28 protein-coding genes are annotated in these 24,697 nt (G+C 46.1%); 13 read left to right on the forward strand and 15 right to left on the reverse strand.

Translation table 11 applies throughout. The features are described 5' to 3' along the window. Positions 1-103 precede the first annotated feature (103 nt). The 4 genes from QT994_RS22235 (at position 104) to QT994_RS22250 (ending at position 2,785) form a co-directional block, all read left to right on the forward strand. Entirely contained in the window at positions 104-391 is a 288-nt protein-coding gene (locus QT994_RS22235; protein WP_333178238.1) for a hypothetical protein, read from the forward strand. Between the two features lie 194 nt (positions 392-585). Then, a complete protein-coding gene (locus QT994_RS22240; protein WP_333178241.1) occupies positions 586-1,125 on the forward strand; it encodes a Uma2 family endonuclease in 540 nt (179 codons plus the stop codon). A 196-nt stretch (positions 1,126-1,321) separates the two neighbouring features. Beyond that, positions 1,322-2,503: a GTPase gene (locus QT994_RS22245; RefSeq protein ID WP_333050404.1), complete on the forward strand. Its 1,182-nt coding sequence runs from the start codon at positions 1,322-1,324 to the stop codon at positions 2,501-2,503. Between the two features lie 117 nt (positions 2,504-2,620). Then, the gene (locus tag QT994_RS22250) at positions 2,621-2,785 is read left to right on the forward strand and encodes a hypothetical protein (RefSeq protein ID WP_333178246.1); all 165 of its coding nucleotides are present in this window, start codon (positions 2,621-2,623) and stop codon (positions 2,783-2,785) included. Positions 2,786-3,041: 256 nt separating this feature from the next. On the opposite strand, the gene QT994_RS22255 is transcribed toward QT994_RS22250, so the two are convergent. From QT994_RS22255 to QT994_RS22285, 7 genes are all read right to left on the reverse strand, one after another. Next, entirely contained in the window at positions 3,042-5,291 is a 2,250-nt protein-coding gene (locus QT994_RS22255) for a transglycosylase domain-containing protein (RefSeq protein ID WP_333178249.1), read from the reverse strand. Between the two features lie 456 nt (positions 5,292-5,747). Beyond that, positions 5,748-5,870, reverse strand: coding sequence for a photosystem II reaction center protein J (locus QT994_RS22260; protein WP_333050400.1), 123 nt, complete (start codon positions 5,868-5,870; stop codon positions 5,748-5,750). 69 nt (positions 5,871-5,939) lie between these two features. Next, positions 5,940-6,062 (reverse strand): photosystem II reaction center protein L, encoded by a 123-nt coding sequence (locus QT994_RS22265; RefSeq protein ID WP_015176850.1) that lies wholly within the window; start codon positions 6,060-6,062, stop codon positions 5,940-5,942. A gap of 9 nt (positions 6,063-6,071) precedes the next feature. After that, on the reverse strand, positions 6,072-6,209 hold the full coding sequence (gene psbF, locus QT994_RS22270; RefSeq protein WP_006635504.1) for a cytochrome b559 subunit beta: 138 nt from the start codon (positions 6,207-6,209) through the stop codon (positions 6,072-6,074). 20 nt (positions 6,210-6,229) lie between these two features. Beyond that, on the reverse strand, positions 6,230-6,478 hold the full coding sequence (gene psbE, locus QT994_RS22275; RefSeq protein WP_006635503.1) for a cytochrome b559 subunit alpha: 249 nt from the start codon (positions 6,476-6,478) through the stop codon (positions 6,230-6,232). 56 nt (positions 6,479-6,534) lie between these two features. After that, entirely contained in the window at positions 6,535-7,548 is a 1,014-nt protein-coding gene (locus QT994_RS22280; protein WP_333178252.1) for a photosynthesis system II assembly factor Ycf48, read from the reverse strand. After that, the gene (locus QT994_RS22285; protein WP_333178255.1) at positions 7,535-7,870 is read right to left on the reverse strand and encodes a rubredoxin; all 336 of its coding nucleotides are present in this window, start codon (positions 7,868-7,870) and stop codon (positions 7,535-7,537) included. Before QT994_RS22285 ends, QT994_RS22280 begins: the two co-directional genes overlap by 14 nt. A 162-nt stretch (positions 7,871-8,032) precedes the next feature. On the opposite strand from QT994_RS22285, the gene ndhC reads away from it, so the two are divergent. The 3 genes from ndhC to QT994_RS22300 are packed head-to-tail and all read left to right on the forward strand — an operon-like array spanning position 8,033 to position 9,604. Further along, a complete protein-coding gene (gene ndhC / locus QT994_RS22290; protein WP_006635500.1) occupies positions 8,033-8,395 on the forward strand; it encodes a photosynthetic/respiratory NAD(P)H-quinone oxidoreductase subunit C in 363 nt (120 codons plus the stop codon). Beyond that, positions 8,386-9,108 (forward strand): photosynthetic/respiratory NAD(P)H-quinone oxidoreductase subunit K, encoded by a 723-nt coding sequence (ndhK, locus tag QT994_RS22295; RefSeq protein WP_190736118.1) that lies wholly within the window; start codon positions 8,386-8,388, stop codon positions 9,106-9,108. The genes ndhC and ndhK overlap by 10 nt, the downstream gene beginning before the upstream one ends. Further along, positions 9,101-9,604, forward strand: a complete 504-nt coding sequence (locus tag QT994_RS22300) for an NAD(P)H-quinone oxidoreductase subunit J (protein ID WP_172190238.1) — start codon at positions 9,101-9,103, stop codon at positions 9,602-9,604. Before ndhK ends, QT994_RS22300 begins: the two co-directional genes overlap by 8 nt. 358 nt (positions 9,605-9,962) lie before the next feature. Here QT994_RS22300 and QT994_RS22305 read toward each other — a convergent pair whose 3' ends face one another. The 3 genes from QT994_RS22305 to QT994_RS22315 all read right to left on the reverse strand — a co-directional run bounded on the left by QT994_RS22305 (position 9,963) and on the right by QT994_RS22315 (position 11,706). Beyond that, positions 9,963-10,829, reverse strand: a complete 867-nt coding sequence (locus QT994_RS22305) for a DMT family transporter (RefSeq protein WP_333178259.1) — start codon at positions 10,827-10,829, stop codon at positions 9,963-9,965. A gap of 125 nt (positions 10,830-10,954) precedes the next feature. Further along, complete coding sequence (locus QT994_RS22310; RefSeq protein ID WP_333178263.1) at positions 10,955-11,152, reverse strand: hypothetical protein; 198 nt, start codon at positions 11,150-11,152, stop codon at positions 10,955-10,957. Between the two features lie 113 nt (positions 11,153-11,265). Continuing rightward, entirely contained in the window at positions 11,266-11,706 is a 441-nt protein-coding gene (locus QT994_RS22315) for a GNAT family N-acetyltransferase (protein ID WP_333178266.1), read from the reverse strand. A gap of 153 nt (positions 11,707-11,859) precedes the next feature. Here QT994_RS22315 and QT994_RS22320 point away from each other — a divergent pair, with 153 nt between their 5' ends. The 3 genes from QT994_RS22320 to QT994_RS22330 all read left to right on the forward strand — a co-directional run bounded on the left by QT994_RS22320 (position 11,860) and on the right by QT994_RS22330 (position 13,196). Continuing rightward, positions 11,860-12,192, forward strand: coding sequence for a DUF6883 domain-containing protein (locus QT994_RS22320; protein ID WP_333178268.1), 333 nt, complete (start codon positions 11,860-11,862; stop codon positions 12,190-12,192). An 18-nt stretch (positions 12,193-12,210) separates the two neighbouring features. Next, a complete protein-coding gene (locus QT994_RS22325; protein WP_333178270.1) occupies positions 12,211-12,459 on the forward strand; it encodes a DUF4926 domain-containing protein in 249 nt (82 codons plus the stop codon). 167 nt (positions 12,460-12,626) lie between these two features. Beyond that, positions 12,627-13,196 (forward strand): Uma2 family endonuclease, encoded by a 570-nt coding sequence (locus QT994_RS22330; RefSeq protein ID WP_333178325.1) that lies wholly within the window; start codon positions 12,627-12,629, stop codon positions 13,194-13,196. Positions 13,197-13,264: 68 nt separating this feature from the next. On the opposite strand, the gene QT994_RS22335 is transcribed toward QT994_RS22330, so the two are convergent. Both QT994_RS22335 and QT994_RS22340 read right to left on the reverse strand, forming a co-directional pair. Further along, positions 13,265-14,530, reverse strand: coding sequence for an ABC transporter permease (locus QT994_RS22335; RefSeq protein WP_333178271.1), 1,266 nt, complete (start codon positions 14,528-14,530; stop codon positions 13,265-13,267). Between the two features lie 269 nt (positions 14,531-14,799). Further along, positions 14,800-16,617 carry an efflux RND transporter periplasmic adaptor subunit gene (locus QT994_RS22340; protein WP_333178275.1) on the reverse strand — a complete coding sequence of 606 codons (1,818 nt, stop codon included), beginning with the start codon at positions 16,615-16,617 and terminating at the stop codon, positions 14,800-14,802. Between the two features lie 381 nt (positions 16,618-16,998). Here QT994_RS22340 and QT994_RS22345 point away from each other — a divergent pair, with 381 nt between their 5' ends. After that, positions 16,999-17,085, forward strand: a complete 87-nt coding sequence (locus QT994_RS22345) for a BrnT family toxin (RefSeq protein ID WP_333178330.1) — start codon at positions 16,999-17,001, stop codon at positions 17,083-17,085. After that, on the forward strand, positions 17,072-18,532 hold the full coding sequence (locus tag QT994_RS22350) for a WD40 domain-containing protein (RefSeq protein WP_333178278.1): 1,461 nt from the start codon (positions 17,072-17,074) through the stop codon (positions 18,530-18,532). Before QT994_RS22345 ends, QT994_RS22350 begins: the two co-directional genes overlap by 14 nt. Positions 18,533-18,898: 366 nt before the next feature. Here QT994_RS22350 and QT994_RS22355 read toward each other — a convergent pair whose 3' ends face one another. Continuing rightward, positions 18,899-20,167, reverse strand: coding sequence for a pitrilysin family protein (locus QT994_RS22355; RefSeq protein WP_333178281.1), 1,269 nt, complete (start codon positions 20,165-20,167; stop codon positions 18,899-18,901). Between the two features lie 302 nt (positions 20,168-20,469). After that, positions 20,470-21,735, reverse strand: a complete 1,266-nt coding sequence (locus QT994_RS22360; RefSeq protein ID WP_333178284.1) for a pitrilysin family protein — start codon at positions 21,733-21,735, stop codon at positions 20,470-20,472. Positions 21,736-22,038: 303 nt separating this feature from the next. Between QT994_RS22360 and QT994_RS22365 the strand changes: the two genes are divergently transcribed. After that, positions 22,039-23,067: a hemerythrin domain-containing protein gene (locus tag QT994_RS22365; RefSeq protein ID WP_333178287.1), complete on the forward strand. Its 1,029-nt coding sequence runs from the start codon at positions 22,039-22,041 to the stop codon at positions 23,065-23,067. 508 nt (positions 23,068-23,575) lie between these two features. On the opposite strand, the gene QT994_RS22370 is transcribed toward QT994_RS22365, so the two are convergent. After that, on the reverse strand, positions 23,576-24,436 hold the full coding sequence (locus QT994_RS22370; protein WP_333178290.1) for an SDR family oxidoreductase: 861 nt from the start codon (positions 24,434-24,436) through the stop codon (positions 23,576-23,578). Positions 24,437-24,697: the final 261 nt, after the last annotated feature.

Here is a 24,697-nt window from a genome sequence, read left to right on the forward strand (position 1 = left end):
CTCATATTTTTTGGCAATTTTACTAGCTTTTCCATTTTAACCCTTTTGCGACATATTCGCCAAAGTGAGATGCACCCCCGGCAAGCGCAAAGATTCCCATAAAATGCAAGTGCTTCTCTATATGTCAATGTTGCCCTTTGCGCCGGAAACCAAAAATCTATTTAAAGGTCACATTCCGCACGGTCGCTTAGTTTATGGAGATGGCATTTTAGATATTCCCAAGTGGTATGTTAATGAGCAATTTAGACAGCGTTTGCAGCAGTTAATCGCCATGCTTTGTAATTCTCAACCTCCCAACCCAAAACCTAGGGATTGGGAATGTCGCTATTGTAAGGTTCCCTCTGCGTGCTGTTCTGTAAAAATGAGCCGAGAAACTGATTTATTTGCATAAGTCGATCGCCGGAAATACCCGTAATGCCGACAACCGACAGGTTAAAAGCTGTCGCTATTAGAAGCAAGTCAGCCTACGTTGCTCGGCCTGACGGCGTTACAGTATAATTTCAGCAGTGTCGGTCAAAGTGCGATCGGCAAGGGCGATCGGTCATAATAGTAACAAGTGAATTTTGTAAAAACGAGGAAATAACTATGGTCACTGCCACCATAATATCAGACAATTTAGCTCTAGAAGAGTTCACGGTCGCTCCGCCCGATAACATGGAATTGGTAGACGGCCAACTTGTGGAGAAAAATGGCATGACACTAAAGACGGGTAAAATTCAGTTAAGCCTGGGGGATGCTTGGAAAAATCACAAAGATTCTAGCGGACAAGGTGGAGAGGCTTATGTCGAGGTTCCTTGCCGCACTAAGCAACAAATTCGCCGCCCCGATGTCGCTTATCTCACACCCGAATTAGTTGCACAATTTGGCAATCTTGCCACTTTACCCCAAAGTTTCCCCCTAATTGCCGAAATAGTTTCACCCACCGATATTGCTGAAGATGTCTTTCTCAAAGCACAGGAATATTTAGAATCTAGCTGTCAGGAAGTTTGGTTAGTTTTTCCCGAAAGTCGTTTAATATTCGTGATGACTCAAAATCAGATATTCACATTTAGATCCGGCGATACCGCCACCACCCAACAAATCCTGATCGGTTTTAGCATCGAGGTCGATCGATTGCTAGCTTAAACTAAATTTAACAACCTTTCATGTAGCAGCACGCAACACAAAACTCTCCTCTACCCGTTGCACCAGTTCTGAAATCAAATTGCTACAATATTCTTAATACTCCGCCAGTCCGCCTTCACGGACTTCGTTTCTATAGCATCGAAATTCTATTCGGTGGTATTTAATTAATATCCCACCCTTATCGGAGCAAACCGCCATGTCAGACGACTTTTCCTTAGACGAGCTTTTAAATAGAAGTTATTACGCCTTCAAAGACGCAGAAAACCAAGTGGGACAGTGCAATGTTTTAGTCATCGGCAAAACCGGAGTCGGCAAAAGTACCCTGATAAATTCCGTTTTTCGCCAACGCTTAGCAGAAACCGGAGTCGGCCGCCCCATCACTCAAGGTATTCGCCAATATACCAAACCGAATTGCCCAATTACAGTCTACGATACTCCTGGACTCGAACTCAACGCCGAACAAATTAAAGTTATTCAATTAAACGTTGCTAAACTGATTGAAGACCAAAGACTCCTGCACCCAAAAGAACACATTCACGTCATCTGGTACTGCATCAATCACAGCGCCAATAGAATAGAATCTGTCGAGGAAAACTGGCTAAAAGAAATGGAAGTCAAAGACGTACCAGTCCTTTTAGTGCTGACTCAGACGACATCTAAAAAGCCGGGCGAGTTTTTCAAGCAACTGGAACACATGAATTTGCCAGTCAGTCAAATTATCCCCGTCATGGCTGAACCGGAAGAAATAGATGAGGATTATACAGTAAAATCTCACGGTTTAGATAAGTTGGTAGATGCAACTTTTCAACTGCTGCCGGAAGTAGCTAAAAAAGCTTTTGTTAAAGAACAAATTGCAAATATTGCGCTCAAATCTGATATGGCATTTAAGTATCTAAGTGCTTATGTTGCAGGTTCTGCAATTGTCGGCGCGACTCCTGTACCGTTTGCTGATGCGCCGATTTTGATGACGATGCAAACGGCAATGATTGCTAATATTACTGTGATTTTTGGAATGCCCTTTGATAAGGGGTTTATTTCGGCGATGCTGTCTGCTATTAGCGGCGCTGGCGGGGTTACTGCTGTCGGCCGAAGTATTGTTACTAATTTGATTAAAATGATTCCTGGTGCGGGTACAGTTGTCGGCGGTGCTATCTCCGGTGCAACCGCAGCAACTCTCACGCTTGCTCTCGGTTTGGCTTACATTGAAGTGCTTAAAGCTTATATGAAAGCTCAAATTAATGGGGAACAACTTTCTTTGCAGCAGTTGACAAAGATGTTTGTGGAATTGTACAAGGACTATGCTAGTTCTGGGCGTAAAACTTTGAAGGATGACAAACAGAATCAACCTAAACCTCCCAATCAAATTGAGATTGATTAGATTGGGCATTGGGCATTCGTAATGGGGTTGACAAAGAAAGATAAAATGTAGGGTGCGTGATTCCTACCTTACCGTCGAAGTTAATTAGGAGTTATAAGGAGGTAAATAGCTATGGTAATGGCTGCCGTTTTATCAGAAAATGTTTCTCTAGAAGACTTTATGGCTAATCCCCCCGACGATATGGAATTGGAGTTTAGACTAAGCAGGTCAAAAAGTGCGATCGCCCAAAGACTGGCAAACGTCCATACAAGAACGGCAACGGTCGCTGGCGATCAGCTATGAGACTCAACCATAAGATCGGTGCCAGCGACCGTTGACGTTCTCTTTGAGGTGGCGGATGCTTTCTCAAAAAAAAACTGCCTGCGATAGTTTCAACAGACAGCAGAGCAGGTAGAAAATTGAGAATTCCGCTAAAAATCTCAAATCTACCTGCCATGAAGTTAGAACTCCCTTTCGGGTTTCGGCTAAACGAATCTCACCGGCATTTAAATTGTATATTTCAATGCCGTATCAAAATTCGTCCAATCCCCGCATCCACTCAACGCGCCACCTGCCGCATATACTCCCCCCACAACTGAGCAGCATTTGCACTACCTCCCCCAGTCGGAGAATTATCATCATTTCCCAACCAAACTCCTGTCACCAGTTGCTGACTCGGAATATAACCGACAAACCACAAATCTCTATTATCATTAGTCGTGCCTGTTTTGCCAGCTTCTCCCAACCCCAAAGCAGCACTGCTACCAGTACCTCCCCGCACCACACCTTGCAGCATATCAGTCATCGTATCCGCTACGGCTTCAGAAACTAACTGCCGATTAGCAATGCCATCTTTTTGATAGTCATAAATCACCCGACAACTGTTAAAATTATTCCTATCTTTGCAATCGCTGCTGTCAATAATTCGCTTGATTACGTGGGGGCGATTGCCCAAACCCCGGTTCGCCAAAACCCCGAAAGCACCCGTTAATTGCAATACATTAACTTCACTTTCACCTAATACTAAACCTGGGGCCAAATTCAGTGGAGATGTAATCCCTAAACGTCTAGCCATTCCCACTACATTGTCTAAACCAACATCTTGTGCTACTCTCAAAGCAATTGCATTTTCCGACTGTGCTAAACCCCGGTACATATCAGCAGTGCCGCTGGTTCTTTCGCAGCCGCTGTAACTTTGTCCGCCCCAGGAAAGCGGTTCGCAAGAATAAGTTTTGCTCGCTGGTATTCCGCGTTCGAGGGCGGCTGCATAGGTAAAAATTTTAAATGTAGAACCGGGCTGTCTCAAAGCTTGGGTAGCCCGATTAAACTGACTTTGCAAATAATCTACGCCCCCAACTAAAGCTAAGACTTCCCCGGTTCCAGAATTGAGAGTTACCACGGCTCCTTGAGAAAAACCTGCACTCGTTCCAACATTTTCTACAGCATTTTTGAGGGAAGCTTCAGCCACTTTTTGCAGGCCGGGATTCAAACCTGTTTCTACAATAAAATTGCCTTCTCTGGCTAACTGCTCCCCCAGCAAAAACTCCAATTCGTCAAATACATAACTGTAGAAATAAGGAGCGATCGTACTTTGCAGATATTGACGAGCTTTGGGATTGATCTCAATGCGCGATCGCCTCGCGCGATCGGCTTCTTCCTGAGAAACCGTCCCCATAGCCCGCATCCGTTCGATCACTCGATCGCGGTACTGCACCGCCAATTGATAATTTTGAATCGGATTAAAACTGTTTGGCGCAGGCAAAATCCCCGCCAAAGTTGCGGCCTCTGACAAAGTTAAATCCTTTGCGGATTTGCCAAAATAAAACCGAGACGCATCCTCAAAACCGTAAAGGTCAATTCCCAAAAACACGCGATTTAAATAAGTCAGCAACAGCTCATCTTTGCTGTAATAATTCTCCATTTTCAAAGCAACTACGGCTTCCCGAAACTTGCGTCCCGCCGAATCTTGAGTTCCCACATAATCTCGAAACAAACTCCTCGCCAACTGCTGGGTCAGAGTGCTACCACCTTCACGAATTCCGCCCCCGCGAACATTAGTTAAAAGTGCTCGCAAAACGCCCAGCGGATCTACCCCCAAATGCCAATTGTAGCGGCTATCTTCCGAAGCAAGTACCGCCTTGGATAAATAAGGCGAAAAATCCTGCAATTGCTTTAATTCTAAGTGAGCGTTATTCTGAGGAGGACGCAGGGGAGTTTGCCCGTCACGGGCGTAAACAATCACGGGGCCATTGATACTTCTCGGCAGAGGCCGCACGTGAAACTTGGTCGATTCCATACCTACCAAAACCGCAATCAAAGCGGTGATTCCGCTGACGCCGTAAAAGCTGTAACGCACAAGTTGGACATACCAAGGCGGCGGATATACGTACTGAATTCTGACAGCGGCGGCTAGTTCCGGCGGGCCTAAAGTGAACACGTCTCCGTGACGCAGGGACATACTTTTAACTCGCCTTTTGCCGCTGTAAATGCCGTTTGTGGAGTCTTCATCTTTGATCACAAAAGGAGTCCGCCGCCGAGTATCGCGCGACAGGGATAAGTGCACGTGACTGACTACGGGATTGCGAACTACAATATCTGAAGATTTGGACGATCGACCTAACAAATATCGATCGCCCAACAGCGGATAAACCTCAGCTTTAGCTGCACCCGCATCCTGTACCCACAGTTCGGGTACTTTGGCGTTCGGTTTCAGCACTAGCTGGTTAAAATTAACCTTGGCAATAGTCTGGACTGCTTGGGTAATCGCACCCAAGACGGTTTGAGGTTTGCGGGGCGGCGGTGGGGTCATATTTCGCTGTGCACTACGATCGAGCGATCGGCTCTTGCACCATTCTACTAGCAACTTTTGGCTAATTTCACGATCTGCTCACACTCTCTTAGCGATCGTCCGCTAGTGACCAGGGATTTTGGGGTTTTTCCTCAACCTACCCCGGAGCGATTTATTGAGCACATTTTCCCAACCACAAATAATCTCGCTCTCATCGACTAGCAGCAACTGATCATAAACTTGTCAAACAATAGACGAGCAATTGCATTCATTCACTCTCAATTCTTGAAATTATCTGCGTTACTCTGTGTTTATCTGCCTTTCATCTGCGGTCTATCGGTCAAAAATTTATGCAATTGCTCGTCTAATCAACACTTTCTCTAAAATTAATCCTAGATTTACCAGCACAATTCGCCTAATAATTAAAAACCCCCTTTTTTAAGGGGGGTTAAAAGCCGAAAATCAGCTTGATTCTCCTTACATCGAAGAACCCAAACCGGCATAAGCACCGTAGAAGAAAAGGCTCACAATGCCCAGAACACCGAGACCTGCGACAGTAGCTACCAGCCACAAAGGAATTCTGCCACTTTCACTAAACATAGCCATCACCTCACTAATTCACAGCTAAACACATTCGATCGAACTATTGAAAGCAAACTCAAACACCAGTTAATTAAAGAAATAACTGGAAAACAAAATACCCAAAACAAAAATCAGCAACAAACCCAAATACAAAGAAGTCCGGTTTAACTCAACAGGCTGCTCGTTGGGATTAGGAACGCGCTCAGGCATTGTAAACTCCTATCGTTGAATAAATTGCATTGCTGCGATCGCGCCCAAAAAGAAAATTGTTGGGACACCTAAAGTATGAACTGCCAACCAGCGCACCGTAAAAATCGGATACGAAATTGGCTCATTGTTGGGGGTTCTGCTCGTCATTTTTCCAAATCCTTGTTAAATTACTTGGCAATGAACTGATCTACTTGTTTCTTAGCTTCAAAGCGATCCGAGATAATCGGCACTTCTTCCCGCTGCGGTGTGAAATATTGGTTAGGGCGAGGAGTTCCGAAAGCATCGTAAGCCAAACCCGTTTGCACAAACAGCCATCCAGCAATAAACAAAGCCGGAATGGTGATGCTGTGAATTACCCAATAACGGATACTTGTAATAATGTCCCCAAACGGACGTTCTCCAGTTGTACCAGCCATTTAGAATCCTCCTTTCAACAACAAATTGACAGACAATCTCTATTACTATTCTACTATCAAGCCGCTTGCGCTGAACCTTGATATTTAAGTAAAGTACCGCTCGCGCCGATCACAAATCCGCGATCGGAGCCCATAAAGACAATCCTGTAAAAATTAGCGGGAACATCTTCTACTTCGCGGTCTTTTAGCCAAGTTTTCCCGCCGTCCAAACTGCACAGCAAATTGCCGCCGCCGCCGGCTACCCAAACTTCATTATCAGTCCGGTAAGCCATGTCCAGCAAACCCCAACTCGCTTTGCGATCGGGAAAAAACGGTTTTCCCCAACCTTCAGGATTGGACGGGTCGCTAAACTGAATCTGACCGCCGCGGGCGAGCATCCACAAACGCCCGTCCTTGGTAAAGCCCATATTTTGCAGGCGGCGAGAACTGTTGCGGTTGTGAGGTTCCCAAGCTTCTTGTCCGGGTTTCCACACCGAATAGAAATTACCCTTCGAGGATACCGCTACATACTGCCCATCTTCAGAACGGTTGATGTTGCGAACTACCCCAAAAGAATCCAGCACGACAGCTTTCCAATTTTTGCCACCGTCAGAAGTCCGGTAAATCGCCCCCACATCGGTCGTCATTTCGGCGGAATTCGGGCCCAAAGCTGCGATCGTACTCGGAGAACCAGGCAACTGACTGCTCAAAGCAATCCGCGTCCAAGACTTACCCTCATCGTTCGTGTGGAGCAAAACAGAAGGCTGGCCGACAATCCAGCCTTCGGAACCCGAAAAACTCACCGACGCAAAACGCGACCTCGGATCGTCGATATCCAGTGCTATAGACTTCCAGCTAGTACCGCCGTCAAGGGTTTCGAGCAGAGTCGCCTCAGAACCCACAACCCAGCCGTGTTGAGGATTGCCCGTAAAGGCAATATCCTGCAAATTAGCTTCCGTCGGCAAGGAAACCACTTGCCAGGGGTTGTAACTCACAGAACCGATGGTGCTGCAACTCGTACAGATGAGCGCAGCGGCCAATAACATTACAATTCGTTGCCAAAATCTCACAATCGTTTTACTGCAAACCATACATACTAAGTAACAACAAGAAACCAACGACCAAGCCGCCAAAAATCAGCAAACTTTTCTGACCTTCGGTCATGCCGTTGACACCGACACCGTAGCGCTGATTTGCCTTAAATCCCGATACCCCTTCCATCTGACCGAGATTTTGAAACATCGACTTGCGCGCTGCACAAACGGGGCAGACCCAAGTTTGGGGCAAATCTTCAAAAGCCGTGCCCGGGGCAATGCCAATTTTAGGATCGCCCTTTTTCGGATTGTAGACGTAGCCGCAGGCGCGGCACTCGTGCCGATCAAGGGTTTTAGTTTCAGTGGCTTGATCGCTCATAGCTCCAAAAGAGTAGGTAAGCTAATCTTAAAATATACATTAAAAATTATTGCAGAAGATGGATGATTAATCTCAACCAACTCGTAATTTTAGCTACCCAAAATCTATATAATGTAACAGACAAGTTACAGAACCCTTTCACCTAGGCAGTAATTATTCACCGTGTTTGCACTCAGCGGCTACGAGTATTTCTTAGGCTTCCTGTTAATTTCCAGCCTAGTCCCTATCCTCGCCCTCACGGCGTCTAAGGTTCTGCGGCCCAAAAGTCGTCCCTACGACCGACGCACTACCTACGAATCCGGCGTCGAGCCGATCGGCGGAGCCTGGATTCAGTTCAACATCAGATATTATATGTTCGCCTTGGTCTTCGTCATCTTCGACGTAGAGACGGTCTTCCTCTATCCTTGGGCGGTTGCTTTCAACCAGCTAGGACTGTTGGCTTTTATCGAAGCCTTGTTTTTTATCACGATCCTCGTTATTGCTCTTGTCTATGCGTGGCGCAAAGGAGCCTTGGAATGGTCTTAAGTTCTGACAAATCACAAAAAGCGCTGATCAACCCTGTCGAGCGCCCGGAAGTCACATCCCAACTCTCAGAGAACGTCATCCTGACAACAGTGGATGACCTCTACAATTGGGCGAGACTTTCGAGCCTGTGGCCGCTGCTTTTCGGCACGGCCTGCTGCTTCATTGAATTTGCAGCTTTGATCGGATCGCGCTTTGACTTCGACAGATTCGGCTTAGTACCGCGATCGAGCCCCCGGCAAGCCGACTTGATCATCACCGCCGGCACAATTACCATGAAGTACGCCCCCATCTTGGTGCGGCTGTACGAACAAATGCCGGAACCCAAATACGTCATCGCGATGGGCGCCTGCACGATCACCGGCGGAATGTTCAGCATGGACTCCACCACAGCAGTGCGCGGCGTTGACAAACTGATTCCAGTAGACGTGTACATCCCCGGCTGTCCCCCCCGCCCAGAAGCGATTATTGACGCAATTATCAAACTGCGGAAAAAAATCGCCAACAATTCCATGCAAGAACGGGCCAATTTGCTGCCAACCCACCGCTACTACACCAGACCCCACAAAATGAAAGTAGTAGACGACATTTTGGACGGCAAATACTTGTCTATTCCAGGCCGGATAGCGCCGCCGAAGGAATTGACAGAAGCAATGGGAATGCCTGTACCGCCGGCCCTGCTTGCAGGACAAAAACAGGAGGTAAACCGTGGCTGAGACAGAATCTGCAATTGTTGAAGCCGGGAAGGTTTCCCAGTGGTTGACTCAGAATGGCTTTGAACACGAAGCTTTAGCGGCCGATAATTTGGGCGTGGAGATATTAAAGGTCGATCGAGAATTCTTAATTCCGATGTCAACAGCACTGTATGCCTACGGGTTTAATTATATGCAGTGCCAGTGCGCCTACGACCAAGGGCCGGGACAAGATTTAGTCAGCGTCTACCACTTGGTTAAACTGACAGACAATGCTTCCAAGCCTGAAGAAGTCCGCGTCAAAGTATTCGTACCCCGCGAAGATCCCAGAGTGCCATCAGTCTACTGGATTTGGAAAGCAGCCGACTTTCAAGAGCGGGAATCCTACGATATGTACGGCATCGTTTATGAAGGACATCCGAATCTGAAACGGATTTTGATGAACGAAGATTGGGTAGGCTGGCCGCTGCGGAAGGATTACATTTCCCCTGATTTCTACGAATTGCAAGACGCCTATTAAGGGAGTTTTGAGTTTTTAGAACTCAAAGTACATTTTGTTGTTTTATGAGCACCTACTTCTTTGAGGAGTGGGTGCAATTTTTTTGGTACATTTTTTGATCGGAAAGGGCAATAGCGATCGCCCTTTAATATCAAATCCGGTTGGATCGGAATGATTTAACATTTCTAGAATAAAGAAAACACAGATTCCGAGAAGAGAGAGATGAATAATTCCGATGAAGCGCGGATTTGAGATAACATCAACTCTTCAAACTACTCGAAAACTCTCAAACACCCTTCTAGTTTATTGATGTTTTTGTTTTTTAACCGCTGATGAACGCGGATTGATGCGCTATGAATTTGGAGGTTTTGTTAGATACTTACTGTCTATTGGTAATAATAATGCCGGCGACAATTAACATCGTACTAAAGAGATGAACTAAGGCGATCGGTTCATTGAGAATAAGCCGCGCACCAAGACCGCTAAAGACTGGAATCATGTAGTAGATTAAAGCAGTGCGGGAAGGGCCAATTAGGGCGATCGCCTGATTCCATGCCAGATAAGCCACTACCGAAGAAAGAACCCCAACGTAGACCAATGTCATCACGATGGCAGGATTAAAGACAACAGGATGATAAATCCAACATTCAAGGGCATATAAGGGTACTAAGAATAATAGTCCTAAACTAAAAGTACATAAGCTAAAGGTTTTGATGTGCATGGACGATGGCTTCCGTTTGACTAACATGGTGTAGCCCGCGAAGATTATGGCTGCAAATAGCATATAAATATCGCCAATTGCGAAAGAAATATTTAGTAATTTTTCTAAAGAACCTCCGGCGAGCAAAAGTATAACGCCACTGACTGCGAGCGCAATTCCCACGAACCGCGTCAAGGATATAATTTCGCCATAAAAAACCGCAGACATTAGTACGATAAAAATAGGAGAAGAAGCAGCGATTAATGACAAGTTTGTCGCCTGTGTTGTGTGACCTGCAATATAGATTAACGTGTTAAAAGCAGTCACGCCTAAAAATCCTGATACAGTCAAGTATGGCAGATGTTTTCGTACCAATTTCCAGTCCGCTATTGTCGTTTCGATCGCGAATGGTGTCAGAGTTACAACTGCGATCGCCCATCGCCAAAAAGCTAGTCCTACTGGAAGAATATCCTGATTAAAAGCTCGGGCAACAATGAAATTTCCCGCCCATATCAAAGTTGCAAGTAATGCTAAAAAATAGCCCATTAGTATGAGAGGCTTAGGCTGTGATGCACCTAATAACTCGCTATTTTTATAATTTTTTTTATTCTTCATCATCATCTATGATATTGTTTGGAACTCGATCGGTATTCGCTCAACCTCCACTATATCTATTCGTTTGAGAAAGCTTCCTCGTCTACGATCGGTTGTGCTAACTTTTCTAGCTGTAAGCTTGGTGCTGGGATATGCGGTATTCGCTGCAATCCCAGAAATTTTTTCAGCCACAACAGAAAGTCAGAATGGGGCTTGCGAGTGCGATGCCGATACATCATGCCCTTGCCTATGTGAGGATAACACTGGATAGACATATTCGCTGGTAAAAATTGGAAGAACACGACACGGATTGTGACACGGATACACGGATGATCGGAGCGATCGCACTAATGATAGTCGATCGCACACATTTAGCAATATACATGAATTACAACGGGAGTGAGTAATGATAGAACACCTCATCTTTGACATACCCACGAGATTCGTAAAGTGATTGTCCACTGTGATTGGTTATCTGCGTAGATAATGCAATTCTCACGGCACCCCTTTGACGTGCAAAGCTTTCCGCCGCTTGCATTAATTGTGCCGCAACACCTTGCCGACGAGCCGTTTCTTCAACAAACAAATCATTCAAAATCCAAACTCGTTTCATTGAAACTGACGAAAAACTCGGATAAAGCTGAGTAAAACCTACACCCAGAAGTCCATCCAACGCAATCAATATTGTTGAGTCACCCTGTTGGAAACGCATTTGGATAAACTGACGGGCTGCATCAAGCTCCGAAACCTGACCGTAAAAGATGCGATAGCGATCGAACAACCGCGTCACCTCATCCAAATCATCCATGTGCGCCAACCGAACTTCCATCCCAAACCTCAATCACAATTCACCCGAGTATAACAGATGTTTCATTACTAGAATACGGGGATTTCAGACACCGAAAGTTCAATCTCCAGAAAGTTAGCCTGCATCACAAATTTCGAGATAAACTGAGCGCTGCTTATTCGTATCAGCTTTTCTATGCTCATTCCAAATGCAAAGAATGCAGTTGTTGATATTCGTAAACTTCGTGACTACTGCCTCAATCCAGAACATGACGATGGCAAACACAAAGCGCGGCTTTTTTCGTCAATTCTTGGGATGACACCTGACAATGCTGAGGAATTGCGCCAAATTTTGCTTGAAGTCATTCAAACTCACGAAGCTCAGTTAGGGAGGCGGGATGGGTTCGGGCAACGCTATACCCTAGATTTCACGATTGAATGGCAAAATAGAAGTGCAACCCTTCGGAGTGGCTGGATTATTGAGCATGATTCCGAGATTCCGAGATTAACAACCTGCTATCCTCTGTAATGTCTGGAGGTAATAAGAGTGAAAAAGAATACAATTAAATTACTAGATGTCGTTGCCTTAATAGTTGATATTCCTGAATATAATCTGTGGCGCGGACAAGTAGGGACTGTAGTTGAACTGTTGGCTGATGGTACAGCATTCGAGGTTGAATTTAGCGATCGCAACGGACGCACTTATGAATCTGTCGGGTTGTATCCAGAGCAAATCATGGTGTTGTATTTTGAGCCAGCATCACCTGATATCAAACCCGAAATGGTTACAGCATAAGTGGCACAATAACTTGCGGACTTTATAAAAAAATGGAAATTTGTAACCGCAGATGCACGCAGATAAACGCAGATAGATAGAGATATAATTTATATTATCGGTAATCCTGAAAACCTATGACTCAAGCTTTACCTAAGCTCGTAAACTTCGAGGAATTTGTGGAGTAGCTGCCAGAAAATGCGGCGGTACGCTACGAACTGCACAATCGAAATATTATTGAAATAATACAACCAGTAGGCGAACATCAAGAAGTTACAGGCTTTCTTACGATCGCAATTGCTCTTCAAATTAATCATCTCGGATTGCCATACGGTATCCCCAACCAAGTGATAGTTAGACCTCCTGAAAAAGATTCTGGTTATTTGCCTGATGTGTTGGTGCTGCATCGTGCAAATCTGGTGAACGAAACATTGTGGCAAAAACAATCTGTCCTCAGTTTGGGTGCATCGATACCTTTGGTAATTGAGGTTGTGTCAACCAATTGGCGCGATGATTACTATTTGAAATATGCTGATTATGAGGAGATGGGTATTCCTGAATATTGGATTGTGGATTATGCTGCGTTGGGCGGACGCAATTTTATTGGCAATCCCAAACAACCGACAATTTCTGTGTGTAACTTGGTTGATGGTGAATATCAAATCCTCAAGTTTCGAGAGAACGATCGGATTGTGTCGCAAACTTTTCCCGATTTGAACCTCACCGCAAACCAGATTTTTCAAGCGGGTTTACTATAAGCTGAATTAAAATTTAGGCTTTCGGGCGGGCAGGATGCCCACCCCACAAGAGCTGATATTGCTTAAATTTAATCATTCCGCAAGGCTGCGATCGGATCTAAGCGAGCGGCATTCCGAGCCGGCAATACTCCAGCTAACAACCCGACAGTAAAAGACAGCCCAAAACCCGCCGCGATCGACCATACAGAAACCACAAACGGAAATTTGAACGCTGTCGAGGCCCCAAAGGCGATCGCAATTCCCAACCCAATACCCGCCGTTCCCCCCACCGTGGAAACTAAAATAGATTCCGCCATAAATTGAATTAGAATTGCTGCATTAGTAGCGCCTACCGCTTTGCGAATCCCGATTTCCTTAGTGCGTTCCACAACAGACACCAACATAATATTAGCAATACCGATGCCGCCAACCACCAAAGAAATTCCGGCGATCGCACCCACCATAACCGTAAATAAACCTATCACATTGCTGAAAGTATTAACGATCTCAGCTTGATTTACAACTCGAAAATCATCCGGCTGTGGCGGATAAATATTGTGGCGCAAGCGCATGATATTTTCCACTTGAAATTGAGCATCCGCTACATCAGTTTCGTCGGCAGTTTGCAACCAAAAACCCGAGATCGCAATCCCCGCTAAAGAATTTCTCCCCACAATCCGCGAAGACATATTTTTGAGGGGAATATACACTCGATCGTCCTGATCGGTTCCCCCTACAGACCCCTTGCTTTCCATCACTCCAATGACCTTGTAGCGGTTTCCCTGAATGCGAATATCGGAGGATAGCGGATTAGCTCCGGCTCCAAAAAGTTCGTCCCGCACCTTAGAACCAAGGACAACTACAGGCTCAGCAGCATTCAATTCATCCTCATTAAAAAACCGTCCTTCTTGGGGTTGAATATTCTTCACATCTGGATAGTTTAAATCCGTTCCCAAAATCGAAGTAAATGAATTTTGTCCGCCGTAAACCACTTGCACTTGACGCTGCAAATAAGCCGAAATCGCCTTAACAGCGGGAGCTTGTTTGCCGATCACCCTAGCGTCATCCCAAGTAAGAGTAGTAGCAGAACCGCTTCCCTGACTGACACCGCCCGATCGCGAAGCGCCGGATAAAACCAACAGCACATTTGTACCCAAAGCCTTTAACTGTTCTTCAGTTGATTTTTGTACTCCCTGTCCCACCGAAGTAATAGCAATTACCGAAGATATCCCAATAATTACCCCCAGCATAGTTAAACTGGTACGCAACTTATTATTCCACAGCGCCTCAGTCGCCATGAACGCGATTTGAACGTTAGAGATTTTGTTGGTACGGGGGCGAGTCTGTAATTTCATGTTATTGGTTATTGGGCATAGGGCATAGGGCATAGGGCATTGGGCATTGGGCATTGGGCAATTAAAACTTTCTTTCTTCTTCCTTCAATATCTGATCTCGTTTACGATTGTTTCTGAATGATTAAACCGCAGAGGGCGCAGAGGGCGCAGAGTCCGAGAAGAGAGAGATCCATAATTCTGATACCAATGGATTTGATATGACTCACACTCAATAATTAATCCGTGTATCCGTGTCAAAATCCGTTTAGTGCTTTTCTTCTTCCTTCCCACTAACGCAAGCGCGTTCCCCCACCCGGTTGCAAACCCGGAATCCCACCCGATGGATTTTGGGATCTAGGCCGCAATCCCGGGGGGAAACTCATCAGCACTTTTTCATTTCCTTTCAAACCCGATCGCACTTCCGTCTTATCATCCACCGTCATACCAGTCTTAATCGGCATAAAAGCAGGTTTACCATCTTCTCCACCGGGAACATAAACCCCCGTTTCCCTTTGTTGGCGGACAATTGCCGCAGTCGGAACTACCAAAACATTTTTGAGTTCACCAGCCTTAAACTCAACATTCACATTCATGCCCGATCGCAGCATTTGTTTATCATCATTAATAATTGCCGCTTTTACCTCAAAACTTGTCACATTTTGCTGGACGATCGACTGAGGCGAAATTTGAGTAATTTTACCTGTAAAAGTCTTTCCCGCAAAAGCATCGGCTTCAATAGATGCAGCCTGGCCGATCCGAATCTGAGAAATATTAGTTTCTGCTACGTTTGCTACTAATTGATTTTTTGAAGCTAAGGACAAAATCGAAGAAGAAGTCGCCGAAGAAACCGCACTACCTGCCGTCGTGGGAGTCACAAAAGCGCCCGGATCGGCGTACTTGCGGGTAACAGTGCCGGTGAAAGGAGCCCGCAGCACAGTGTCGTCGATTAGCGCTTGAACGCTTTGCAGGCTGCCTCTAGCGGCGAGAACTTGGGCGCGGGCTTGGGCGATGTCTTCCGGGCGAGAACCAGCTTCTAGCAGCGCCAAAGCTTGCTGTTTTTGCTCGACTGCGGCCTGCCCCGCAGCGATGTCTTCGGGGCGTGCGCCCGATCGCGCCAGGGCCAAAGCTTGCCGTTTTTGCTCCACTGCAGCCCGCCCCGCAGCGATGTCTTCGGGGCGTGCGCCCGATCGCGCCAGGGTCAAAGCTTGCCGTTTTTGCTCGACTGCAGCCCGCGCCGAAGCGATTTCTTCGGGGCGAGTACCCGATCGCAGCAAAGCTACAGCTTGTTCGGCTTGCCTGACTTGCGTTTGAGCTCGATCGCGCGCGGTGCGGGAGTTGTTCACAACTTGCAAAGCAAGGGCTCCGGCATTATAGAGTTCCTGATTTCTCTGAAAGTCTTCCTCAGCTTGGTTTTTGGCGTATTCGGCATCTCTGAGTTTGGCGATCGCTTGGGCGATGTCTTCAGGCCGATTGCCCTTGAGCAATTTTTGTAAATTTGCCTGTTGTTCAGCTAGTTGTGCCTCGGCTACGGCAATATCCTGGCTTCGATTGCCGTTGAGCAATTTTTGCAGCGTTGCCTGTTGCTCAGCCACTTGTGCCTGGGCTACAGCAATGTCTTGGGTTCGATTGCCGTTGAGCAATTTTTCCAGACTTGCCTGTTGTTCTGCCAACACTGCCTTAGCCACAGCAATGTCCTGCGATCGAGTGCCGTTGAGCAATTTTTGCAGGTTTGCTTCCGCGGCTGCGAGTTGTCCGCGAGTTTGGGTAAGTTGCCCTTGGAGGTTGGAGTCGTCCATGTAGGCGAGAATCTGCCCTTTTTCAACTTTATCTCCTTCCTTGACCAGCAAACTTTTGAGCATTCCTGAAGTTTTGGGGCTGACGTTAACGGAACGTTCGGGCACTATTGTGCCGTTTGCCGAAATTGTAATCGGCAGGTTCACCCTTTCGACAGCAACGGTTTTTTCCTTGCGCCTGGTTTCGCGGCTGGATTTGACTGTGAGTTGGCTGTAAGCTGTATAGCCTACTCCTGCCAGCAGGGAAGCGGCGAGGAGTCCGCTAACCCACGGAGTCAGCTCTTTTTTAATCTGAAAGTGCTTTACTAAGTACATATAAATTAGACATATCGGGCGTCTGTTCAATTTAGACCGATCGGGAACAGAAAAGGTTCAATTGAAGTCGCACTAAGTTTTTTCCAGTGTTTAATGCTTGCGGGCGATCGAGTTTAGATCCCAACATCGATCTCCTGTGCAGCATAAAACCTGTTGGGCCAAATGCGTGATAATGAATGAAGATAGTTTAATCTCGCATATCCTAATCCTTCATGCAATTTGAGTGGGACGAAGCGAAAAACCTTGAAAACATCCGTAAACATCAGATTGATTTTGCCGATGTTCCCGCGATGTTTGATGGTGAAATGCTGATTGAGCTCTTCTGATCGTTTTGATTAGGGCGAAGATCGCTGGTTTGGAATCGGTTTTCTCGGTTCTGGAATAGCGGTAGTAGTCTGGACAGAACGTCAAAACAATGTAATCCGAATCATTTCAGCGCGAAGAGCCAACCGTCATGAGCAAATCTGATCTAAACCAAACTTGGGAATGTGTGGCTGAATTGAGAGGTCATTCCAGTTGGATTTATGGGGTTCCAATTACTTCAGATGGAATGTTAGCTAGCGTTAGCGGGAGTGAAATTATCTTTTGGAATCTAGACACTCAAGAAGTAGATACTATTCTTGAAGAACATAGGGATACCATAGTCTCTCTCAGTCTTAGCCCTGACGAAAAAACTTTGGCTAGCGGTAGTCTTGACAAGACAGTTAAATTGTGGAATTTAAAAACAAGAAACTTAATTTGTACACTTGCGAAACGCAAAGATCCGATTCATTCAGTTGCATTTAGTCCCGATGGTAAGTTGCTTGCAAGTGGAGGAGAAAATAAATATAAGACTGCCGATGGACAAAAAACAACTATTTACCTTTGGGATATTGATAGTAAAGAGCTAATCCGTACTTTTGTAGGACATGACCTTAGAGTAAATACTCTTGCCTTCAGTCCTGATGGTAAAACCCTAGCTAGTGGCAGTAATGACGCTACTGTTAAGTTATGGGATATAAGTTTAGGTGAGCCGTTGTATGTCTTAGAGGGTCATTCTAGCAATATTAGCACGGTTGCTTTCACACCAGATGGTAGCAGTCTAATTAGTAGTGGAGGTGGTGGTGTCAAAATCTGGAATGTGCAAACAGGAGAATTGCAACAAGCTTTTGCTGAGGAGTCCGAATATGTTAAATGCTTTGCAGTCGATCCTACTGGTCAAATTCTAGCTTTTGAAGTATACAATGGCATTGAGATTTGGAACTTAAAAAACCGTGAAAAGTTGCACTACTTGGATTTCATGTGGCCAATTAGCATAAACTTCAGCCCTGATGGGAAATTCTTGGCTAGTGGAGATGCAAGTGCGTTCAACGAAGATGATGGATTAGTTGGATTAGTTAAGGTATGGCGTGTCCCAAAGGTGGGATTTAGGCCAGATAATTTTAAGCAATCTGAGCTAGATGCTGAGCGCCAGAAAATTGAATCAGAGGGATATTTTGACGCTGAAACTCTTCAAGATGCTAGACGACGGATAACTGCTTCTATTGTGCAGCGACAGGGACAGGCTGAATTTCGACGTAAGTTGTTAATTGCTTACGGTGGTCGATGTCCAATAACTGATTGTGATGTAGAGTCAGCTATCGAAGCAGCACATATAATTCCATATCTAGGTACTCAAACCAATCATCCAACAAATGGTTTACCGCTCAGAGCCGACATACACACTCTGTTCGATTTACATCTACTATCAATTCGACCGGATACCAATGAAGTGGTGATTGCCCCTGAACTCGTCGGCACCTGTTACCAAGATTTGGCTGATCGGAAACTGACTTTACCACAGGATCAAAAAACAGCACCAAATCAAAACGCTCTCAGCAAGCATCATGAAACTTTTCTCAGCAAATGCAAAAGTGGTCAGCTACCAGCAAGCTAACAACCGTGGTGCAGCGGACTGTTGCAAGCCGCTGGCGAGTGGCAAAGGTGATCTGCAGCCGCTGACCACGAACATTAGGCTTCAACTTTTCGGCAAGGGTGACTTAAAAAGTTAACGATGGAAGATCATGCTCTCTGTTGCTCGCTGAAATCAAGGCTTGGCGATCGCCCTGGCTTAAAAGCAATACCCTACAAAGAATACATATCCCACCCAAGTGTCAGTTGACCAGATAACTTGCGCTTTCATCTCTTACATCGCAACGCGAAACATTGATTTCACATTCCTAGAAACAGCAGACGAGCAAAGTTTTTTGATCTGCGATCGAAGTGATCGAACTTTTGAAAAGTTCGATCGCCAATTTCCTACTCAACAAACAGCCGCTACACCCAACTCTGTAATCGCTGCCTCCGGGCCAACCAAAGAAATATACGGTTCGATGAAGTATTTCTTAGCAGCATCCCGCGCTTGTGAAGCTGTCACCTGTGCAATTTCTTCTTGAAATTGCTGGTCAAATTTAATTCCCAATCCCAAAATTTCGTACCAGCCTAAAACTTGGGCAATTTGCGAATTAGTTTGTTTTCCTAAAGCATATTGACCGAGCATTTTATTCTTGCAAGCTTGCAATTCTTCCTCGCTTAGTTGGATGCTGGTGAGTCGATCGACTTCTGCGCGCAATCCTTCAAAAGCAGTGGCCGTATTTTCCGGCGCCGTACCCATGTACACGACAAACTGAGCCGTGTCTAAGCGCGTCGCGTAGAGCGCGGAAACGTCGTAAGCCAAGCCCCGCTTTTCCCGCAATTCCACAAACAATCGGCTCGACAAACCGTTACCCAAATAAGTATTCAGCAACTTAATCGCTGCATAGTCGGGATTTTTGACAGAGGGTGCGAGGTAGCCCAGCATAATCACTGATTGCTGCGTATCTTGCGCCGTAACGACCGATTCAGGGGATGGTGACAGGGGGGGGACGGTTAAAGTTGGCAGGGGTGTTAAAGGCGCTTTCCAGTCGCCAAAAGTTCGATCAATCAGGGCGATCGCATCTTCGGTCGATATTCTGCCGGCTACAGAAATAACTACATTATCAGGACGAAAATAGGTTTTGTGGAACTCTTCGAGCTCGTTTCTGGTGAGCTTTGACATAGTAGCTTCCGTGCCCAAGGGAGAGAAAGCATAGGGATGTTCCTGGTACATCGCGTGCCGCAATTGCTCGAAGGCGATCGCAAATGGCTGTTCTTGTTGCGATCGAATTGCCGATATGGCAATGCGGCGTTCGAGTTCGACTTCAGCTTCCGGGAAAGTAGGCGATCGCGTCAATTGCGCCGCCAACTCCAAAATCTCCTCAAAATCCGCAGAAACCGTCTTCAAACTCACTAAAAAATAGTCTGTAGTAGAGTCGGCACTCAACCTCGCTCCCACCGATTCTACACGCTCGGCAATTTCCAGCGAAGACAGGCGATCGGTGCCCTTAGTCATTACCGCCGACAGCAAGTGACACAATCCTGCTTGTTCCGGCTGCACGTAGCGACTGCCGGCCCGCAGGAATATCCTAGCTGCAATAATATCTGCTGCTGGATTTTCTGCTGCTAAGACAACAATACCGTTGTCTAAAACCGTGCGCTGGATTTCATTTTTCATGGTTAATTTAGTTGGGAATTGGTAATTTGGAATGGGTAATTGGTAATTGGTAATTTGTAATTACTTGATTGCCATTTTTCTATTTTGCATTTGCATATTGTATGATGTCATACCGGGTAGGGCTTGACGCACAACATCTAAATGTAACAACATTTATCCCGTAGGGTGCGCCACAAGCACAAAGAACCCCCGACAAATGCCGAACCTTTACTCCGTAGGGTGCGCCACAAGCACAGAGAACCCCCGACAAACGCCGAACATCTATCCGGTATAAAAGATATTTATTTTCACCCGTTTACCAATTAGATTGGTTTGAGCACCACGGCCGTATAGCGTCGAGGAGAGAGATATTGTTGAGCTAGGCGCTGGAGGTCTAATGGCCCAAATGCTTTAATCCTGGTGGGATAGCTAAGCGCTAATTCGGCAGTGGCGATCGTATTGTAATATCCGTAAAGACCCGCTAGCTGTCCCGGCGTTTCGAGCGAGAAAGCAAAATCGTTGCACAGCAAACGCTTACAGCGCAGCAATTCTACCTCGGAAACAGGCTCCGACTGCAATTGCCAAAGCCGATCGCAAATCCGAGATTCCACCTGTTCGACATCCTTCGCATCCAAGACTGCACTGATAGTAAATAAACTCGATTCCCGTTGCAACGAGAAAGTGCTGTCGATCGCCTCTACCAATTGTAATTCTTCCCGCAGTTCCCTGACTAAACGCGAAGTCCGCCCGTTTGCAAGCAACACCGACAGCAAATCCAAGCCGCAAGCACTTTGCAAGTGTTCAACTCCCGGGCCCGTCCAGGCCATCATCAGCCGCGCTTGTTCCAATCGGGGGAGACAGAGTTCCTGACGGCGAATTTCTATCAGTGGCGGTTCCGCCTCTGCGGTTAATTTGGGACAATCCCACGGATCATAAAACTGCTCGAATGCTTTCCCCGTAATATCTCTGGCCTGTTGTTCATCAATTCCCCCGACTACCACCACAGTCATATTTTCCGGCTGATAGTGCGATCGGTGGAAACAGCGCATTTCGTGGGGAGTTCGCGACATCAGCAGTTCTTCCGTGCCGAGTACCGATCGCCTGTAGGGATGTCGCTGGTAAACTGTTTCCATCATGGCTTGGAAACCCAGCCAATCGGGATCGTCTTGAGCTTGACGGATTTCTTCTAGCACCACATCTCGCTCGCGATCAAATTCCAGATCTGGAATCGAAGCGCGCAGCAGCAATTCTGCCAGTGGCTGCGCTGTTTCTGCTAAATAATCGGCCGCAGCGTTGACGAAAAAATGGGCGTAGTCGTGACTTGTAGCTGCATTGGCGACACCGCCGCGATTTTCGATTACCTGGTCAAATTCTCCAGGGGCGATCGAATCCGTCCCTTTAAATATCATGTGTTCTAGAAAATGAGCCATTCCCGACCAAGAATCCGGCTCCAGCGTAGCGCCAGCCCTCACCCACACGTCTAGCGCGACCACCGGTGTGGCCGAAATTCGCTGGTGAATGACCGTTAACCCGTTGTTGAGCTTCCAGACATTGGCTGGGAACTCTAAAGCAGTGAGCAGTTGAGACAAGCTAGTTATTCTTAAACTTTAGTTAACTTCGGCTGCAACTATGGTAGCGCTTTACAGCTCTGCGATCGGGATTAATTGATACAGAAATCATTACTCATCTGCCATTAATCCTTATTCATCAGTTATTTTTTGTTTTTTGCTTTTTTTTCAAGCAGTCTCAAATACTTACCATTTTTTTGCTTAAAAGTCAATAGGTTGCGCGGGATATTAATGAATCAGTCGGGAGAAAGAGGATGTTATCGGAATATTTCAATAAATTAAGAAATATAAGAACACCAAAGACATTGAGAGGAGAAACGACAGATGGTAGCTACCTTAGAAGATACCAAGCGCCAAGCGATCGCGACTAAATTAGCAGACATGAAAGCGCTGCAAAACTTGTTGATCGCCAACGAGCAATTGTTCATCAATTCCTGCAACGACTCCGAACTGGCTGATCGCTTCCGGGATATGCTTGAAGACGATCGCAAAAACTTGGGCGTATTAGAAACTACGATCGTGCAATACGGCATTCAAGCCGAGCCCAAAGAAACCAGCGCAAAAATGATTGAAGAAGTTCAGAAACTCATGGAAGGTTCTGAACTGACATTGTTTGAAAAAGTCACCCAGCACGAACTGCTCAAACACAAACAAACAATGGCCGGTCTGTTAATTCACAAAGCCGCTCAAGTAGTCGGCGCCGACATCGAAGCCGCCATTACTCCCCTCAACACAGTTAACTTTGAAAACCGCGCTCACCAAGAGCAACTCAAGGGAGTTATGGAAATCTTGGGCGTGCGCGAACTGACCGGCAAAGACCCCGACCAAGGCGTTTGGGCCCGCGTGCAAGATGCAATGGCAGCCATGACCGGCATCATCGGCGGTGCAGTTACCCGCAGCAAAGATGAGATGAACATCACCGAAATCATCTCAATGGATCACCGCAAAACCGATACCCTCTTTATGGAAATCGCAAGCACCGAAGATCCTCAAAAACTGCAAGAATTCTTCGGTCAACTTTACAAAGACCTCAGCGTTCACGCAGAAGCAGAAGAACAAATTGTTTATCCAGCAATTCGCAGCTACTACAGCAACACTCAAGAACTGTACGACGAGCAAGCAGAAATGAAGCAAATGCTCGCCAAGATTAAGTCCATGAACCCCAGTTCTTCTGATTTCAAAGCCCAAATCAAACAGCTCCAAGCAGCGGTTAAAGATCACGTAAGAGAAGAAGAAAACGATATGTTCCCTCAAATTCGCCGCAACTTGAGCGAAGCACAAATGGAACAAATGGCTACTCAATTCAAAGCAGCCAAAAGCACTATCCAGCAAGAAATGGCTAACTTGAGCTAATTCAGCAGTCAGCTAATTACACCTCTAGCAAAACTAGAGAATAGTTAAACTGCAACCTATCAATCCCGCTACCCACGTAGCGGGATTACTGTTTTGTGTGAAGTCACCAAGGTTCAAAAACTAATCTCAAATCTGTTAGCATCGGAATTATTTATTTATATCTCTATCCTCTTCATTGGCGTGAATTCGCGTCAATCCCTTGTCATCTGCGGTTAATACATTCTCTTTTTTTAACCGCCGATACAAGCAGATAAACACAGATTAACGCAGATTAATTATATCAATTCTGGTTGCACTTATACATGATGGGAAGTGGGGGAATGTGGAAGTATTGACCGAGACTCGATCATTCCCATCCAACCGGAAACGATATAACTAAAAAAATGAATAAACCCGCCCTCCGTAAGCTGGTTGTGGGGGCGGATTTATTTAGATTCTGAGTTATGATGCGAGATTGTGGGTGAAACCCACGCTTAAAAAATGCTCTTATAATCAACTCGCGACCAATCTATCCGTTAATCACAGAACCTCCGTTGGGATGCAAAATTTGACCAGTCATGTAAGACGAATCTTTTGAAGCTAAAAACACGTAACTGGGGGCAACTTCATCGGGTTGGCCGGCGCGTCCCAAGGCCGTGTCTGCACCAAATTTCTCAACTTTTTCTTCGGGGAAAGTCGAGGGAATTAGAGGCGTCCAAATCGGGCCGGGAGCTACTCCGTTGACGCGAATTCCTTTCTCAGCTAAACTTTGAGACAAAGAGCGGGTAAAAGCAACAATCGCTCCTTTTGTGGAGGAGTAATCTAGCAATTGTTGATTGCCTTTGTAAGCGGTGACAGAGGTAGTGTTGATAATTGCACTTCCTTCTTGTAGGTGTTTTAGAGCGGCTTTTGTGAGGTAAAACATTGAGAAAATGTTGGTGCGGAAGGTGCGCTCTAATTGTTCGGCGGTGATGTCTTCGATGCTTTCTTGGGGATGCTGTTCGGCGGCGTTGTTGACGAGGATGTCGAGGTGGCCAAATTCTTTAACTGTTTGTTCTACAAGGTTTTGACAGACGTTTTCGTCGCCGATGTCGCCGGCGATCGCAATACAGCGACGGCCTTGTTGTTCGATCGCCTCTTTGGTCTTTTTAGCGTCTTCATCTTCGTTAAGATAGCTGATGACCACGTTAGCGCCTTCTTTGGCAAAAGCGATCGCCACCGCACGCCCGATACCGCTGTCTCCCCCAGTAATTAAGGCTACTTTATCGCGCAATTTGTCGCTACCGCGATATCCCTCCGCGAAGGATTGAGGTTGGGGGGTCATCTCGGATTCAATACCGGGTCGCTGTTCTTGATGTTGAGCCGGATTGGTCTGTTGTTGAGTTGGCATAACATATTCCTCTAAGTTCTACCTCTATAAATAAAGGTTTTCTCGAACTAGGGAATCGTTCTTTTTGCCGATCGTTCCCTACTACTAAAGACAGTAATTAAAGAGATAAATAAACCCGTCAGCCGATCCCATGATTGTGGCGGGCTGGTTTATATAAATTGTGAGTTTTCCTCAAAGATTGTCGGTAAAACCGGCTCCTTGGAGCATCGGCATATATTTGTTGTAGAGGCGGGTTTCACGAAAAATATTTCCGGTAATTAA

The sequence above is a fragment of the Microcoleus sp. S13_B4 genome (genome assembly GCF_036700885.1).
Classification (GTDB): domain Bacteria; phylum Cyanobacteriota; class Cyanobacteriia; order Cyanobacteriales; family Microcoleaceae; genus Microcoleus.

Coding starts and splice junctions, on each gene's coding strand:
- QT994_RS22255 (WP_333178249.1), bottom strand. CDS start 5,291: ATGACCCCACCGCCGCCCCGCAAACCTCAAACCGTCTTGGGTGCGATT.
- QT994_RS22235 (WP_333178238.1), top strand. CDS start 104: ATGCAAGTGCTTCTCTATATGTCAATGTTGCCCTTTGCGCCGGAAACC.
- QT994_RS22370 (WP_333178290.1), bottom strand. CDS start 24,436: ATGCCAACTCAACAACAGACCAATCCGGCTCAACATCAAGAACAGCGA.
- QT994_RS22355 (WP_333178281.1), bottom strand. CDS start 20,167: ATGAAAAATGAAATCCAGCGCACGGTTTTAGACAACGGTATTGTTGTC.
- QT994_RS22310 (WP_333178263.1), bottom strand. CDS start 11,152: ATGTCTATCCAGTGTTATCCTCACATAGGCAAGGGCATGATGTATCGG.
- QT994_RS22305 (WP_333178259.1), bottom strand. CDS start 10,829: ATGGGCTATTTTTTAGCATTACTTGCAACTTTGATATGGGCGGGAAAT.
- QT994_RS22280 (WP_333178252.1), bottom strand. CDS start 7,548: ATGGTTTGCAGTAAAACGATTGTGAGATTTTGGCAACGAATTGTAATG.
- QT994_RS22315 (WP_333178266.1), bottom strand. CDS start 11,706: ATGGAAGTTCGGTTGGCGCACATGGATGATTTGGATGAGGTGACGCGG.
- QT994_RS22245 (WP_333050404.1), top strand. CDS start 1,322: ATGTCAGACGACTTTTCCTTAGACGAGCTTTTAAATAGAAGTTATTAC.
- psbF (WP_006635504.1), bottom strand. CDS start 6,209: ATGACGAGCAGAACCCCCAACAATGAGCCAATTTCGTATCCGATTTTT.
- ndhK (WP_190736118.1), top strand. CDS start 8,386: ATGGTCTTAAGTTCTGACAAATCACAAAAAGCGCTGATCAACCCTGTC.
- QT994_RS22240 (WP_333178241.1), top strand. CDS start 586: ATGGTCACTGCCACCATAATATCAGACAATTTAGCTCTAGAAGAGTTC.
- QT994_RS22340 (WP_333178275.1), bottom strand. CDS start 16,617: ATGTACTTAGTAAAGCACTTTCAGATTAAAAAAGAGCTGACTCCGTGG.
- QT994_RS22250 (WP_333178246.1), top strand. CDS start 2,621: ATGGCTGCCGTTTTATCAGAAAATGTTTCTCTAGAAGACTTTATGGCT.
- QT994_RS22365 (WP_333178287.1), top strand. CDS start 22,039: ATGGTAGCTACCTTAGAAGATACCAAGCGCCAAGCGATCGCGACTAAA.
- psbE (WP_006635503.1), bottom strand. CDS start 6,478: ATGGCTGGTACAACTGGAGAACGTCCGTTTGGGGACATTATTACAAGT.
- QT994_RS22285 (WP_333178255.1), bottom strand. CDS start 7,870: ATGAGCGATCAAGCCACTGAAACTAAAACCCTTGATCGGCACGAGTGC.
- QT994_RS22265 (WP_015176850.1), bottom strand. CDS start 6,062: ATGCCTGAGCGCGTTCCTAATCCCAACGAGCAGCCTGTTGAGTTAAAC.
- QT994_RS22335 (WP_333178271.1), bottom strand. CDS start 14,530: ATGAAATTACAGACTCGCCCCCGTACCAACAAAATCTCTAACGTTCAA.
- QT994_RS22320 (WP_333178268.1), top strand. CDS start 11,860: ATGCTCATTCCAAATGCAAAGAATGCAGTTGTTGATATTCGTAAACTT.
- QT994_RS22260 (WP_333050400.1), bottom strand. CDS start 5,870: ATGTTTAGTGAAAGTGGCAGAATTCCTTTGTGGCTGGTAGCTACTGTC.
- QT994_RS22350 (WP_333178278.1), top strand. CDS start 17,072: ATGAGCAAATCTGATCTAAACCAAACTTGGGAATGTGTGGCTGAATTG.